Raw genomic sequence first — 16,658 nt, forward strand, 5'->3', positions numbered from 1 at the left:
TTTTAGCTTATTGCTATTGGCTTTTAGCTTATAACTTGTGCCTAAAATACTTTCCAATAAAGACAACCTACAAGTCATCTACGAGGACAACCATATCATCGTAGTAAATAAACGTGCAGGAGATATTGTACAAGGCGATAAAACGGGAGACAAACCTTTAAGTGATATTGTTAAAGGATTTATAGCTGACAAATACAACAAGCCAGGTAAGGTCTATTTAGGGACCGTACACCGTTTAGACAGACCAACCACTGGTTTAGTTATCTTTTCAAAGACCAGTAAAGCCCTACCCCGTTTAAATAAGTTGTTTGTATCCAAAGAAATTTCTAAAACCTATTGGGCTTTAGTTAAAAACAAACCCGAAAAAGAAGCCGATACTTTAATCCACTGGCTAAAAAAGAATCCTAAAAACAATAAGTCTACCGCATATATAAAGGAAATTCCAGAAAGCAAAAAAGCTATTCTGCATTATAAAACAATCAAGACATTAGATAATTATTATCTCTTAGAAGTTAACCTAGAAACGGGACGCCATCATCAAATACGCGCGCAACTCTCTAGTATTGGTTCTCCTATTAAAGGCGATTTAAAATACGGTTTTGATCGCAGCAACAAAGACGCAAGTATTAGTTTACATGCCAGAAACATAAAGTTTATCCATCCAGTTTCTCAAGACAATTTAAACATAACAGCACCCTTACCTAAAGATCCTATTTGGGACGCTTGTTTATAGTTTATGGGCGTTACCACAAGGGTCGGTGTTTAAATTTATCCTGAGCACAGTCGAAGGGTTATATCTTTTTTCGCCATTTATGGCAGCAAAAAAAGGATGCCATTACTACCACTAACGCAACAATAGCAAACCAATAAAATACGTTACCTTTATATAAACACACACGCATGATTCCGGAATTACTAAACGATCAAAAAAGCTATTTTAAAACAGGTCAAACGTTAAGCATCACCCATAGGAAAACACTTTTAAAAGCACTTTTAAATCAATTAGTAGCAAGAGAGCAAGATATTACCGATGCGCTATATAACGATTTCAAAAAACCAGAATTCGAATCTGTTTTAACAGAAACAGCTATAGTTATTCAGGATTTAAAACACACCATTAAAAAGTTAAACAAATGGGCCAAACCTAAACGTGTATGTCCTGCGTTATTAAACTTTCCGTCTTCTGACTATTTGTATGCAGAACCTTATGGAAGCGTTTTAGTTATCGCACCATGGAATTACCCCTACCAATTGGCAATAGCGCCTTTAGTTGGCGCTATTGCTGCAGGAAACACGGTTGTTTTAAAACCAAGCGAATTAACGCCACATACTTCTGCCTTAATCAGTGATATTATTAAAACAGTATTTAAGCCAGAACACGTTACAGTTGTAGAAGGTGGTGTTGACACTTCTACTAAATTGCTAGAGCAACATTGGGATTATATTTTCTTTACAGGTAGTGTTAACGTCGGTAAAATAGTTGCTAAAGCTGCTGCTGTTAATTTAACACCAACCACTTTAGAATTAGGCGGTAAAAACCCATGTATTATTGATGATACTGCTAATATTAAACTAGCAGCAAAACGTATTATTTGGGGTAAATTTGTTAATGCTGGACAAACGTGTATTGCTCCTGACTATATCTTAATTCATCATTCCAAAAAAGACGCGTTCTATAAAGCTATGAAACATGAGGTTGAATTAGCCTATTCTACCACACCGCAACAATCTAAAGATTTTGCACGTATAATAAACCTTAAAAACTTTGAGCGTTTATCAAAAATGCTAACCAATCAAAACTGTATTATTGGTGGTCAAACAGATGCTGATACGTTATACATTGCGCCTACTGTTATTGATAACCCAACGCTTGATAGCGAAGTCATGAAGGACGAAATATTTGGCCCCATTCTTCCTGTGATTTCTTATCAAAATGATTCCAAATTAGAAACTATTATTTTGTCTTATAACAAACCATTAAGCTTGTATGTATTTGGCTCAAATTCCGCGAAAGCGAAACAATTAATACAAAAATTTTCTTTTGGAGGTGGTTGTATCAATGACACCATTGTACACTTTGCTAATCACAGATTACCATTTGGAGGTGTCGGAAATAGTGGTCTTGGGGCTTATCATGGACACTATACTTTTGACACTTTTAGTCATAAAAAAGGAGTAGTTAAAAAAGCCAATTGGCTAGATATACCTGTGCGTTATGCACCTTATAATGGAAAATTAGACTTGGTTAGAAAAGTATTAAATTGGTTATAATATACCAATTACTAGTAGTTTGATAGATTAAGAAAAGGATATCCTAATTGTAATTTTACGCCTTCACCTTTTGTAGACGTCAAAGCGTAAGACATATTTATAAGCTCGGCACGACTTTTCATGTTTAATAATCCTGAGCCTTCTTGTACGGTGGCCATATCAAAACCAATACCATCATCTGTGGCCTCTATTAGTAATTGATCTTTTAAATAATGAAGTATAACGTTTAAGTTTTTAGCTTCAGAATATTTAACTGTATTAGAGAAAAACTCTTGTAATATCCTAAATACAATTATCTCGTGCTTTTTGTTATTAAAAGGCACAACGTCTCCTTTAACCTGCAACTCTGCTGTTGCAAACTTCATTTTTTTAAGTCTACTTAACTCGTTAGAAATTGATTTCTCAAACCCTATATTTAAAATAACCTCGTTGTTTAAAGACCGTGACAGCATCCTTACTTCTTTAAGACTTTGCTTGACGTAGTCTGAAGCTTCAGAAAAGTTTTCTTTAGTCTCTTCATCTACTTTTGTTTTTAAAATATTTAACTGCATACTTGCTGCTGCTAATAGCTGACCAACATTATCATGAAGCTCCCATCCAATGTTTTTTAGTGTTTGTTCTTGAATTTCGGTTTGTGCAATGGATAACTCTTCTTGAAAGGTTTTTTCTTGTTCAAACTTATCTAATAAAAGCTTATTTTTTCGCTTCTGAAATACAATAAAAAAAAGCACAACTAAAGACGTTACAATAAGTAAAACGCCAATCATGTATATTAATAGATAGCGCTCTGCAGCTGTAGACACAGGAAGTTTTTGTATAAACAATAAAAGGTTAGTCATTTTTTAAATGTGGTTTAGAAATAATAAGACCAATAGCAAAACAAGTATACATAAATATATTAGCAAACAGAAATACACGTCGTTTTAAATTTGCAAAATCCCAATCTGCAGTGGTATTGTATTGATCGTAAAATATTATAGGTGTAATTACTAACCACCAAACAAAAAGCCCACTTGATGCGTACAAACCAAAGCTTGTAAACATGTTTAAAACAGCATTACTTTTTAATAATTCTAACAGATACAAAGCAACACATATACAAACAACAGAAGCATCCAAAATAAAATATATTGGCGGATGTGCTTTTAAAAACAACTCAAAATTAAAGATAACATGTAGCACAAAAATTATCGTAAAGACCAAAGCGGTGTACTTAATTATTGTTTTATAAAGCTTTGTTTCTAAAAGTAAATGGTAATATTTTAAAATAAATAAAATACTTCCAAACATCCAAAAAGCATTAAACCAATTGTTACTGCGTAGACCATATTGTCTTAAAAATTGTATAAAACCTAAATCTCTAAAATAGATAAAAGAAACGCCTATACATTCCACAAAAACAATATAGAATAAAAAGTAGATAAAACACTTTGTTGCTGACTGCTTATGTCTTTTTATTACTAAAAGACCTATTATAGCTGTTAATAGCTCAAAACCATAGCTAATAAAATTAAAATACTTGGTTATAAATTCTATCATATTTAAAGGTGATCTTCAGTAATTGGTTTTGATACTATTAGTCCTACAGCATATGTTAAATACATAAATAGGTTTGAAAACATAAATATTTGCCATTTTAGAAACACAAAATCCCAGTCTTCGGTGGAGTTATAAACGCTATAGAATACAACTGGTGTTGTTATTAACCACCAAAAAAATAATGCGATACTTATATAAAAATCTAAAAGCTTATAAAAATTTAGAATTTTAGTGCTTTGTAATAATTCAATAAAATAAAAAATAGTGTAAGCTAATATGGACATACACCCCAAAACACTAAGTAACGCTAAAAATCCTATAAAAAAGAGATCAATATTAAATACAATATAAAATACCGCTATTATAAAACTGATACTCCCAATAAGTAATACAGCAGTTTTGTAGGTCTTGTTGATTAATATTTTATTAAAGTAAAACATAAAAAACAAAATACTACCTAGTATATAAAATATAGTAAATAGCCAATAATTATATTGAAACCTAGAGTTTTTAACCACAGACAACCATTCAATTTTCCCGTACATACTTGGGTACAATCCAATAAAATCAACACAAAAGACATAAATTAAAAAATAGATAAAATATCTAGCTGTCGTACGTTTGTATTTTTTTAAACACAATATACCTACCAACACTGCTAAAAACTCAATCCCATGAGTAATTATAGTATAGTTTTGTTTTAAAAATGTTTCCAATATTTAATTATTGAGGATAATTAGAGTTTGGCGGATTACCCGCAGACCCCATATTTAAAGGTCCAATTTGGGTAAGATCATTACTTTTTGAGGGACCAAATTTAGCATCTTTATTTATTTGCGTTTTAACACCAGTTGGCACCATAAACATCGTAGTATAACCTACTAAACCTTTTGTTTCAGGATAGGCGCCTAAATAGACTCTTAAACCATTCATAGCATACCCCAAACTATCTGCTTTGTGTCTAGAATACTGTAAGTAGTTTGTAATGTCATTTATGGACCACCAACAGGATCTATTATCAGGTCTTTTAACAATACTGTCACTAACAAGTTTATGTCTTAGGTCAAAAGTGTAATCTAATAATTTGGCTTCAGTTGGTGTAATAATGCCATTTGGCTTGATAGTCGCGGTTAATGCTTCTCCTGTATTAGATGTATTTAAGTAAAAATACATAAGTAATGCACCAAGAAGAATACCTAGGATTAGAGTTCCTAAATTTTTCATTTGTTTTTTGTTTAGTAATTAATAGCGTTTTAAATGTACTAAAAAAAACCTAAACAACATTTAAACCTTTAAAACTAACACTTTACTTTTCAATTTCCTTTTCTGGCGTGGATACAATAAAACCAATAGCAAAAGAAAGGTACATAAAAACTATAGAAAATAAATACACATAATTTTTTATGTGTACATAAGCGTAGTCATTAGCATTAAAGTATTGCTCGAAAAAATACAATGGTGTTGTCACTAACCAAAAAAAGAAAACGCCAATAGCGATATAAAAACTTAAAGATTTATAAAATTTTAATATTTGCTCAGAATCAAGTAATTGGATAAAATAACATATTGTTACACTTAAAATAACGATTAAACTTAAAATTTCTAATGAAAAAATAGAATTAGTATGTAGCGCATTGTAGTCCACAATAAGAATAATTGTAGATAGCACTAGAAAACTAGTTAAGAGTATTTTTAAACCTTTTTTTATTCCATTATTTTTATTTATTAAAATAAAATAAAGGGCTATAATAGCTGTGCTTAAAACAGTCCAAAAGACTTGAAAAAACCAAAAATTTCTATCAAAAATCGTGTTTTTAATTATGCTTTTTAACCAACTAAACTGCTCCGTTTTAGCTAAAAACAATGGGTAAGCTCCAACTATTTCAATAAATTGAACATAAACCAAAAACCAAATAAAAAGCCTTACTGCTTTAGATTTAAATTTTTTATACAAAACCAAACCCGCCACTGCTGCTAGTATTTCTGCACTACGATAAATCAATACATAATTTTCTAAAAGAAAAGAGCTCATTATTAATTGTATAACTTTTATTTATTATTGTTTAGTTTATTAAATTAACCTCAAAACATGAGATGTTTTACAAACAAAAAACAGCCATCAAATAATGCCTTCAACAGGCGTATATATTTTAATGGCTGCCATTTTTTTACAATAGTATTAAACTATTTTAATAATACTAAGGATATCTACAAATAAAATTTATTGAGGGTAAGCACCTATTGGGGGGTGTCCATTTGATCCTCTATCTAAACCATCAGCATCTGTAATATCAGTATTTAAATCGTCATCATCCTCAGTACTTGGCTCCGTCGGCACCATAAAAATCGTAGTTAAACCATTTCCTTTGCCAGCATCTTTATTTACACCTAAATAAAAACGTAATCCGTTAGCCGTTTCATATTTTTCTTTAACACTGTTAATAAAGGCTTGTAAATCATCTAAAGAGTACCAAGAAGACCTGTTGTCTCCTGTACCTCCTTGCGCCTTGTCATTGGCTTCTTTTCTTAAGTTTGTCCATTCATCACTTAGCACTTTTGCTTCTGTTGATGTGATAATTCCCTTTGGTAATCCGTTTTCAGTTTGTTCCATAAGTTTAGTTTTACTTAAAAACAAAAACCTTGTTTAGGTTTCCTTTTTAAGCATATAGTTATTAATTAATAGCCTTGCTAAATTATGAAAAAGAAACCGATTGTAGCACCTCCTAATTAAATTATCCTAACCAACCATCTCTATCTAGACTTCTATACTGTATGGCTTCGCTAATATGGCTCCCTAAAACGTCTTGACTTTCCTCTAAGTCAGCAATAGTTCTGGATACTTTTAAAATACGGTCATATGCTCTTGCAGAAAGATTTAAACGTTCCATTGCTGTTTTTAATAATTGTTTAGAAGCTTCTTCTAGTTTACAATACACCCTAATCTGCTTGGTAGACATTTGTGCATTATAATGTACATTCTCAAATGTATCAAAACGGGTGGTTTGTATTTTTCGGGCTTTAGTCACTCGTTTTCTTATGTCTACAGATGATTCGCCTTTACGTTCTTCAGATAATTTTTCAAAAGGTACCGGTGTAACTTCTATATGTATATCTATTCTATCCAAAAGTGGACCTGAGATTTTACTTAAATAGCGTTGCATTTCAGCTGGACTACTGGTTATAGGAGAATCTGGATCATTAAAATAACCACTAGGACTAGGATTCATACTAGCCACCAACATAAAAGATGAGGGATACGTAACTGTAAATCTAGCTCTAGAAATAGTCACCTCTCTATCCTCTAAAGGTTGACGCATGACTTCTAAAACACCTCGTTTAAATTCTGGTAATTCGTCTAAAAACAACACCCCATTATGAGATAACGATATTTCTCCTGGTTGTGGATACGCCCCACCACCAACCAACGCGACGTCGCTAATAGTATGATGCGGGCTTCTAAATGGTCTTTGAGACATTAAACCGGTGTCTTTAACACGTCCCACGACACTATGTATTTTTGTTGTTTCTAAAGCTTCATGTAATGTCATTGGAGGCAATATGCTAGGCAAACGTTTGGCTAACATTGTTTTTCCTGCACCTGGAGGTCCAATTAAGATTATATTATGTCCGCCTGCTGCTGCAATTTCCATGCAACGTTTAATACTTTCTTGCCCACGTACATCGCTAAAATCAAATTCAGGAAAATCTAAGTTCTTTTCAAACTCTTCTCGTGTATTAATGATGGTTTGTTCTAAAGGTTCGCCTTTATCAAAGTATTTAATGACTTGACTAATATTTTCTACACCATACACTTCCAATCCGTCAACAATCGCAGCTTCCTTTACATTTTGGATAGGTAATATAAAACCTTTATAACCTTCCTCTCTTGCTTTAATTGCAATTGGCAAAGCCCCTTTAATAGGTTGTAAGCTTCCATCTAAGGATAATTCTCCCATGATTAAGAAGTCTTCTAAATTGTCTGCTGCAATTTGTTTAGACGCGGTTAAAATACCCATTGCCAACGTCAAGTCATAAGCAGAACCTTCTTTACGAAGGTCTGCTGGTGACATATTGATAATTATCTTTTTTCCAGGAATTTTATAACCATTATTTTGTAGCGCTGCCGCAATCCTAAAATTACTTTCTTTAATCGCATTATCCGGTAGTCCAACAAGATGGTAGCCGATACCACTATCTATATTAACTTCTACTGTTATTGTCGTAGCCTCAACGCCAAAGACCGCACTTCCAAAAACTTTTCTTAGCATAAAATGGTTGGTTTAGATACTAAAAGTAGGAAAAAGATTCAAGACATTACTTTAAAACTGAAAACTCTATTGCAGAATCGTTATAAACTTTATGTGTTTGTGCCTTAAAATCGGACGCTTTTGCTTCAAAAATATTATCGACATACGTTTGTGGATTAATATCTATATAAGGAAAAAATGTACTTTGTACTTGTACTTGTATTTTATGTCCTTTTTTGAAAGTGTGTAACACATCTTGCAATTTAATATTTACCGCTGTTTTTTGGTTTGGCTCAAAAGGTTCTGGATTAATCATACTATTTCTAAAACGCCCACGCATAGTTTCGCTTCTAATTAGCATGTGGTAGTTACTTAGTTTTAAATGGTCTTGTACATCGTCAGTGTTTTCTGTGTCAGCAGGAAAAACATCTATAACTTTTACAATCCAGTCTGCAGATGTTCCTGTTGTTGACACTTGTAATTTGGCTAAAATATCTCCAGCTAAAGTAATGTCATTTTCTAAAACTTCAGTTTCAAAAGTTAAAACATCAGGACGTCTTGAAGCAAAACGTTGGTCGTCCGTCATAAACTTACGTGGTGTAAACACTACTTTTATATCTTCGGTGTATGGTACAGGTTTTTTAGGGTCACTAATAAAATCACTAGTCGCTATCATACGATTTGCTTTTTGCGTTAAACGCTGATTTGGTTGCATAAAATAGCTTTCTTTAACGCTGTTTTCTGGTGGCCAAGCCGTAAAATCTGACCATTGTTTGGATCCTGTATTAAAAAAGTGAGCTTCTGGTAAGTCCACTGTACCATCTGCTTTTTCTTTTAGGAAATGGTTAAAGAATTTAGTTTCGATATTCTTCTGAAAGTAATCAGAGATACTATCTCCAAAATGAATATTACCCACTACTTGACGGTCATTACTTCTTGCCCAATCCCCATGACTCCAAGGTCCAAAGACAACACCGTTATAGTTTTTACTATTTTTTTCAATAGACTTATACGTATTAAATGGTCCGTATAAATCTTCAGCATCAAATAAACCTCCTACGACTAGCGTCGCTGGTTTAATATCTTTTAAATGTTGTAGAATTCCTCTACTCTGCCAGAATTCATCATAATTAGGATGGCTTTGAATTTGATTCCAAAAGACATTATCACCTTTAAAATATGAATTTAAATTGCTAAGTGGTCCTGCATCTAAAAAGAATTGGTACTGATCTTCTGTTCCTAGTTTTGGAAACTCATACCAAGATTCTGTTGTTGGTTTTTCTTTCATGTAACCAAATAGGGTCGTTGCTCTCCAATAACTTAACAAAAAAGCACCATTATGGAAAAAATCATCAAAAAAGAAATCACTAATACAAGCTTGAGGAGAAGCTGCTTTTAAAGCAGGATGGCCCGATAACGTAGAGTAAGTCGCATAAAACCCAGGATAAGAAATTCCCCAAGTCCCCACATTACCATTAGTATTATCTACATTATTTACTAACCAATCTATAGTGTCATACGTATCACTAGCTTCGTCAAATTGTTTGCCTGTTTTATTTGGTATAAACGGTCTCATGTTATCATAAACCCCTTCACTATTCCAACGTCCTCTAACATCTTGATAGACTATAATATTACCTTCTTTCATTAAATATTGATTAGGTCCTATCTTTGATTTAAACTCGGCATCTCCATAAGGTCTGCAACTGTAAGGTGTACGTTGCATTAAAATTGGATACTGTTTAGAAGTATCTTTAGGCGAATAAATAGTGGTATGTAATTTTACACCATCACGCATAGCAATAGAGACTTCTTTTTTATTGTAATGTTCTGCAACAATAAAAGTGTCTTTTGTTTTTTCGGTGGTAGTGGTGTCTAATTTTAGTTGGTCTTTACAAGACGAAAATACTAGCGTTATGGCTAATAAAAGAAGGATACGTTTCATTAATTTTTGATTTAAAAAAACTAAAGATAGGTATTTTATTACTAAACTGAAACTAGAGCTGTACGCTATAAATTAGTAATAAACTGAAGCATTCGTTTTTCCGAATAATAGGTGTTTTGTTCATCATAAAAACCAACATGTCCACCATATTTAGGCATTTCTAAATAAAAATTAGCATTTTGTTCTGCTTCTTGAATCGGGTAACATTCTTTTGATAAAAAAGAATCGTTTTGTGCATTTATCAGTAAAGTAGGAATTGAAATGTGTTTTAAATACTGCAGACTACTAGATTGCTCATAATAATCATAAGCATCTTTAAACCCGTGTGCTTTTGAGGTATACACATCATCAAAATCTTTTAGAGTTTTGACAGCACTCAAATCTTGATTGTTTATTTTTTGAGGAAATAACTGTTGTTTCTCTACTAGTTTACTTCTCAAATTTCTTAGAAACTTCTTTGAATACACATAGTTTTTAGAGGACATTAACTGCTCCAAAGATCCTCTTAAATATACAGGAACAGATACTGTTACTGCTGCTTTAATTTGTTTTGGCAAATCTGATGTTTCACCTAAATACTTTAAAATAACATTACCACCCAAGCTAAATCCATTTAGGTAAATGGTATCATAATCAAACTGAGTCGTAATGTGTTTTATAACTGAAGCTAAGTCATCCGTCTTTCCTGAATGGTAAGATTGAAACGCTTTGTTTACCTCTCCACTACACCCTCTAAAATTAACACAAACCGCATCCATATTGTTTTGGTTAGCCATTTTAGCAGATCCTAACATATAATGACGTTGTGCATTACCTTCTAAACCGTGTAAAACCACTAATAATTGTTTAGTCTTATTACCAGCATAACTCCAATCTAAATCTATAAAATCTTGATCTGGTAAATTAATACGCTCTCGTTTTTGAGTTACGCCTTCTACTTTACGTAATACACCTGAATAGATCGTTGAAATATGCCCATTTCTGAACATAAATTTAGGTTTATATGTGGTTTTTAGGATTGGCATTTAATGGTTATTTTTTTTATTTTTAAAAATTCTGTCACATTGTGTGCACTCAAAATGCTATAAAACCTAAGATCCCAAGTTTTTCGACTGCGCTCAAAATGACAATTGTTTAGCTAGTAAAATAACAATTATTATAAAACGGTCACATTGAGCGAAGTCGAAATGCTATAAAATCTAAACTCTCAAGTTTTCGACTGCGCTCAAAATGACAATTGTTTAGCTAGTATATAAACACTAAACCTCTAAACTAGTAAACTCAAATTTTCCACCATCAAACAAGCCTTTATCACTCAATTTTAGTGAAGGAATAACTAATAATGCCATAAAAGACAAGGTCATGTAAGGTGCATTTAATGTTGTACCCAATTGTTTAGCAAACGCATCCAATTCCGCGTAAGCGTGCCCAATAGTTTCGGCATTTTTATCGCTCATAATTCCAGCAACAGGAAGCGATACTATTTTTTGATCTGTATCAGACACCGCGCAAATACCACCTTTATTTTCAATTATTAAATTAACTGCTTTACAAATGGCTTCGTCGCTAACACCTACCGCAATTATATTGTGAGAATCATGTCCCACAGAACTTGCAATGGCACCTTCTTTTAAACCAAAGTTTTTAATAAACGCTAACGCTGGCTTGTCGTTTTTATAACGGTTAACTACTGTCATTTTTAAGACATCAGTAACTGTATTTGAAACTAAATTTCCGTTTAATATTGTTGCTTCTTCAATTAATTGATTAGTTACCAACTGTCCTTCTAAAGCTTCAATAACGCGTATTTGTTTAGCTGTACTTTCGACTTTAAAGTCTTCAATCGTTTTAATTTCAGTATCAAAATTATTAAGATTTTCAAAATCTACGTGCTTAATTAAAGACGTTCCGTTGTTAAACACTAACTCACCATTTATATACGTTTGTAATGTTTTAAAATCTTTTAAATCTTCAACAATAATAAAATCGGCAACATCATCTTTTTGTAATAATCCAACATCTAAATTATAATGTTTTACAGGATTGACACAAGCTGCTTGCAGCACTTTAAACACATCAATATCTTTAGCTACTGCTCTAGCGCAAAGGGCGTTTATATGGTTTAATAATAAATCGTCAGGATGTTTATCGTCACTACAAAACATCATGTTTTGATAATGCTCAGGTAATAAATCTATTAAAGCTTCAAAGTTTTTAGCAGCACTACCTTCTCTAATCAAGATTTTCATTCCCTTTTGAAGCTTTTCTAATGCCTCGTCATAGGTAAAACACTCGTGATCTGTGCTAATTCCTGCATTGATATATTTAGTAACGTCATCACCTCTTAAACCTGGTGCGTGACCATCTACAGGTTTATTATAGTGTTTTGCCCACGCTATTTTTTTAAGTACTTCCTCATCATCAAACAACACGCCAGGATAATTCATCATTTCGGCTAGATACTTAATATCTGGATTAGCCATAAGGGTTTTAATGTCGTCAGAATCTATAACTGCTCCAGCCGATTCAAAAGTAGTTGCTGGGACACAACTTGGTGCTCCAAAATTGAATTTAAATGGTGTTTTCTTACCGTTTTCAATCATAAACTCCACTCCTGCTACACCTAATACATTCGCAATTTCATGCGGATCACTAACCGTAGCAACAGTCCCATGTTTAACTGCTATTTTCGCAAACTCTGATGGTACTAACATCGAGCTTTCAATATGTATATGTGCATCTACAAAACCGGGTAAAATGTAATGCTTACTATCGTGTTCTTTTTCTGTAATAGAGGTGATTTTACCTGCGCTAATAGTAATTTCTCCACTAAAAACACGCTTGTTTTGTATGTCTACTATTTGTCCTTGTATTGTTTTCATGTTGTACTATATAACAGTAAAAAAAATCCCGCTAATGCAGGATTTTTAATTTATTTTTTAAAATTTTCTAATCCTTCTTTAAGCCATTCAAGATACTGGTCAGCACTTGGTGTATAAGCTGTTGTGTGGTTTAAAAGCTCCATTTTATCATTAACCAAAACATAAAATGGTTGTGAGTTATTTTGGAAATTTAAAGTTTGCAATGTTGCCCACTTATCTCCAATAGTCCTAATGTTTTTTAAATTACCATTGGCTTTGACAAATTTAAACTGTTCCTCTTTTGGTAATTCTTTTCTGTCATCCACATATAAAGACACAATAATATACTCGTCTTTTAGGATTTGATAAATAGCATCTTGACTCCAAACCTGCTCTTCCATTTTTCTACAGTTGACACATGCCCAACCTGTAAAATCTAACATGATTGGCTTATTTTCTTCTTTTGCTGCTGCAAGACCTTGGTCTATATCTTTATAACAATTTAAACCTAACGGGCAATCGCTATCTTTTTCATAAAGACTATATGGTAAAGGTGGTGGGAAACCACTCAATAATTTTAAGTTAGCATATTTTGTATTAGTCAATCCAGGAATTAAATAAATAACAAATGCTCCCACTAGTACAGCAAATGATATGCGACTAAAGCTTAACTTTTTTAGTGGACTATCATGCGGAAACTTAATTTTTCCTAATAAATAAAGTAATAGACCTATCCCAATTATAATCCAAATACCGATAAATACTTCACGCTTTAAAAGTCCCCAATGTTTAACTAAATCTGCATTTGATAAAAACTTAAATGCCATCCCTAATTCTAAGAATCCTAAAACCACTTTAACTGAATTTAACCAACCTCCAGATTTAGGTAATGAGTTTAACCATTTTGGAAACATTGCAAATAATGTAAACGGTAAAGCTAAAGCTAATCCAAAACCGCTCATTCCTGCTGTCAATTGCATAGCGCCACCATCACTTGTTAGCGAGCCTGCTAATAATGACCCCAAAATAGGACCAGTACAAGAAAAAGATACAATTGCTAAGGTCAAAGCCATAAAAAAGATACCGATAAAACCACCAATTCTAGACGATGTTTCATCCATTTTATTTCCCCATGATGCAGGTAAAGTAATCTCGTAAAATCCAAAGAATGAAAATGCGAAAAAGCCTAAAATCAAAAAGAAAATAATATTTAACGTCACATTAGTAGATATCGTGTTTAGTATTTCTGGATTTAATGAATCTAAAAAGTGAAATGGTAATGATAATAACACATATATGATTAAAATAAAAAGCCCATAAATGATTGCGTTAGCTAATCCCTTTTGAGAATTCTCAGCACTTTTTGTAAAAAATGAAACCGTTAAAGGTATCATTGGAAAGACACATGGCGTTAATAAAGCTATTAAACCTCCAATAAATCCAAGGACAAATATTCCGAAGTTAGTCTCTTCTTTAACGTCTTCCTTTTTGTATTTATCCCAACCAGTAACACCTAAACTAAGTGCTCTTGATTTTTCTAAATCTTGTGGATCAATAGCTAAAGTCTCCACAAGACCTTGGCTTCCATCAAGATTGTTTATAAATTGAAATGTCGTTGGCGCCAAACATTTTTCGTCGTCACAAGCTTGATAATACGCTTCCGCCTCAATTTTTTTAATCGCAGGATTTAGTACTTGTATTTTTTGAGTGAAGATTGCTTGTTTTTCAAAATAAGTAACATCCATTGCAAACGCATTTTCATACTTTGTAATAGTTTGAGACTCCTTTAGCTTACCAATAGTCTTATAATCTTTATTCTCGTTATCCTTAAAAGTAATCTCAGTTGGAATAGGTCCCATTGGTTCCGTATTATTCTGAGAATAAATATGCCATTTGTCTTCTAACGTTGCAGTATAAACTAACTCATAATCAGTATCGTTTAACTTTTTTATTGAAGACGTCCATTTTACAGGATCAAATATTTTAGATTGCTTCTCTTCTTTTAACTGAAACGTTACAATTTCGCTTTCAAAAATACATTTTGTGTCATCACACGCTTGAAAACTAATTTCAGCCTCAATTGAAGAGATATTTGGATTTGTAACCTTTATTTTTTGAGTGAATGTTGCCGCATTATCAAAATAAGACAACTCCATTTGAAAGACTTTATCAAACTCAGTGATGCTCTCACTTTCCACAGCCTTACCAACTAACTCAAAATCTTTGTTTAAAACATCTTCCTGATAAAAAAACTCAGTAGGAATTGCGCCTCCTTCAGGTAACGTCTGAGAATAGACATGCCAATGGTTGTCAATTTTAGCATTATAAATCAAGTTGTATTCTGTGTCAGATATTTTCTCGACCTCAGTGGTCCATTTTACAGGATCTAACTGCGCATTTACAGTAAATGCAGTAATAAAAAACAGTATAAAAGCGGTTATATGCTTCATTTTGATAATTTAATTTTTAGTATTGATTTGGTTTGATTGGTTACTTTAAATCTATCATCTGCACGATGATTAATAACCCAAACAATTTTATCTTGACTACACAATAATAAAACCTTTTTCTTGTCTAACAAAGACAACTTTTGATCTTTAAAATATTTGCTAAGCTTCTTTTTACCTTGCATGCCAATAGGGTAAAAATAGTCTCCTTCTTCCCAATGTCTTACAGTTAATGGTAATTTTAACGTTTCTTTATCAATAAACACCGTCGAGGTGTCCGATTTTTCTACACTCTCTGTGGTTTCAAAAGATAAAACGCCTAACGACACATCTACCTCGTTTTTAAAATTAGTAATTAATACAGCCCCTTCATTTTCATGCTGACTATCCTCCGTTTTTAATTCACTTAAAATTAAAGTCTCTCTATTTTTAAGTAATTGGTGCGTTGCAGAAAACACTTGCTTTCCACTTTGTGCGGTCAACAAATTAACAATATCTGTCCATTGGGTAAATCCGTAATCTTTAAATATTTCGAATAGATATGCTTTAGGATTACTAACTTTAATAAACTCCGATATTTTATAACTTATTTGAGTATCATCAATATCGATTATTGCACGTTTTAAAACCGCTTGCACACTTTCTTCCACAATATCTGCTGTATCATTAAGATTATTTAATGTGTTTTTAAAATTGGTTAAAACATTGGTATTTAAAGATTTTAAAACCGGAATAACATCATGTCTTAATTTATTACGCAAGTATTTTGTAGATGCATTACTACTATCTTCTCTCCATTCTATTTTGTTAGACACTGCAAAATTTTCGATAGTTTCTCTAGAAAATGGCAACAATGGTCTAACAATGTTTTCATTTATTTCCGGAATACCTTTTAAACCTTCTAAACCTGTTCCTCGAGTCAGATTAATTAAAAAAGTTTCTAAATTATCATCTGCATGATGAGCTGTTAAAATGTAATCAAAACCCAACTGTGTTGCTAATTCCTGAAACCAATCGTAACGCAATGTTCTTGCTGCCATTTGGATGGATTCTTTATTACTTTCGGCGTAAGCCTTAGTATCAAAATTTTCAGTAAACACTTCTAAATCTAAACTATTAGCTAGATTCAAAACAAATTTTTCGTCTCCATCGCTTTCAATACCTCGTAAATTAAAATTACAATGTGCCAATGTAATATCTAAACCAGATGTTTTACATAAATGCGTTAAAATAACACTGTCCAAACCTCCTGAAATAGCAAGTAATAGTTTGCTGTTTTTAAGAAAAGGAAGCGTGTTGTTAATGTGATTTTGGAAGTGTTCTTGCATGTATAAATGTAAAAATTTCT

14 protein-coding genes are annotated in these 16,658 nt (G+C 32.5%); 2 read left to right on the plus strand and 12 right to left on the minus strand.

Annotation, left to right across the window (positions count from 1 at the left end; all coding sequences use genetic code 11):
* Positions 1–37: 37 nt before the first annotated feature.
* Together BMZ09_RS10210 and BMZ09_RS10215 are read left to right on the plus strand one after the other, a co-directional pair.
* Entirely contained in the window at positions 38–733 is a 696-nt protein-coding gene (locus BMZ09_RS10210) for an RluA family pseudouridine synthase (protein WP_090840183.1), read from the plus strand.
* A 167-nt stretch (positions 734–900) separates the two neighbouring features.
* Positions 901–2,271 carry an aldehyde dehydrogenase gene (locus BMZ09_RS10215; protein ID WP_090840185.1) on the plus strand — a complete coding sequence of 457 codons (1,371 nt, stop codon included), beginning with the start codon at positions 901–903 and terminating at the stop codon, positions 2,269–2,271.
* 11 nt (positions 2,272–2,282) lie between these two features.
* On the opposite strand, the gene BMZ09_RS10220 is transcribed toward BMZ09_RS10215, so the two are convergent.
* From BMZ09_RS10220 to tilS, 12 genes are all read right to left on the minus strand, one after another.
* Positions 2,283–3,110, minus strand: coding sequence for a sensor histidine kinase (locus BMZ09_RS10220; RefSeq protein ID WP_090840187.1), 828 nt, complete (start codon positions 3,108–3,110; stop codon positions 2,283–2,285).
* Positions 3,103–3,810 (minus strand): hypothetical protein, encoded by a 708-nt coding sequence (locus tag BMZ09_RS10225; protein WP_090840189.1) that lies wholly within the window; start codon positions 3,808–3,810, stop codon positions 3,103–3,105. Before BMZ09_RS10225 ends, BMZ09_RS10220 begins: the two co-directional genes overlap by 8 nt.
* 2 nt (positions 3,811–3,812) lie before the next feature.
* Positions 3,813–4,526, minus strand: coding sequence for a hypothetical protein (locus tag BMZ09_RS10230; protein WP_090840191.1), 714 nt, complete (start codon positions 4,524–4,526; stop codon positions 3,813–3,815).
* A gap of 7 nt (positions 4,527–4,533) precedes the next feature.
* A complete protein-coding gene (locus BMZ09_RS10235) occupies positions 4,534–5,034 on the minus strand; it encodes a hypothetical protein (RefSeq protein ID WP_090840193.1) in 501 nt (166 codons plus the stop codon).
* A gap of 82 nt (positions 5,035–5,116) precedes the next feature.
* Positions 5,117–5,842, minus strand: coding sequence for a hypothetical protein (locus BMZ09_RS10240; RefSeq protein WP_090840195.1), 726 nt, complete (start codon positions 5,840–5,842; stop codon positions 5,117–5,119).
* 189 nt (positions 5,843–6,031) lie between these two features.
* The gene (locus BMZ09_RS10245; RefSeq protein ID WP_090840197.1) at positions 6,032–6,421 is read right to left on the minus strand and encodes a hypothetical protein; all 390 of its coding nucleotides are present in this window, start codon (positions 6,419–6,421) and stop codon (positions 6,032–6,034) included.
* Between the two features lie 121 nt (positions 6,422–6,542).
* Positions 6,543–8,078 (minus strand): YifB family Mg chelatase-like AAA ATPase, encoded by a 1,536-nt coding sequence (locus BMZ09_RS10250; protein WP_090840199.1) that lies wholly within the window; start codon positions 8,076–8,078, stop codon positions 6,543–6,545.
* Between the two features lie 46 nt (positions 8,079–8,124).
* On the minus strand, positions 8,125–10,002 hold the full coding sequence (locus BMZ09_RS10255) for a CocE/NonD family hydrolase (RefSeq protein ID WP_090840201.1): 1,878 nt from the start codon (positions 10,000–10,002) through the stop codon (positions 8,125–8,127).
* Between the two features lie 65 nt (positions 10,003–10,067).
* Positions 10,068–11,027: a YheT family hydrolase gene (locus tag BMZ09_RS10260; RefSeq protein ID WP_090840203.1), complete on the minus strand. Its 960-nt coding sequence runs from the start codon at positions 11,025–11,027 to the stop codon at positions 10,068–10,070.
* 234 nt (positions 11,028–11,261) lie between these two features.
* Positions 11,262–12,884, minus strand: coding sequence for an adenine deaminase (gene ade, locus BMZ09_RS10265; RefSeq protein WP_090840205.1), 1,623 nt, complete (start codon positions 12,882–12,884; stop codon positions 11,262–11,264).
* Positions 12,885–12,934: 50 nt separating this feature from the next.
* Positions 12,935–15,313 carry a protein-disulfide reductase DsbD family protein gene (locus BMZ09_RS10270; protein ID WP_090840207.1) on the minus strand — a complete coding sequence of 793 codons (2,379 nt, stop codon included), beginning with the start codon at positions 15,311–15,313 and terminating at the stop codon, positions 12,935–12,937.
* Positions 15,310–16,638 (minus strand): tRNA lysidine(34) synthetase TilS, encoded by a 1,329-nt coding sequence (tilS, locus tag BMZ09_RS10275; RefSeq protein WP_090840209.1) that lies wholly within the window; start codon positions 16,636–16,638, stop codon positions 15,310–15,312. Before tilS ends, BMZ09_RS10270 begins: the two co-directional genes overlap by 4 nt.
* Positions 16,639–16,658: the final 20 nt, after the last annotated feature.

The sequence above is a fragment of the Olleya namhaensis genome, from assembly GCF_900114005.1.
Lineage (GTDB): Bacteria > Bacteroidota > Bacteroidia > Flavobacteriales > Flavobacteriaceae > Olleya > Olleya namhaensis.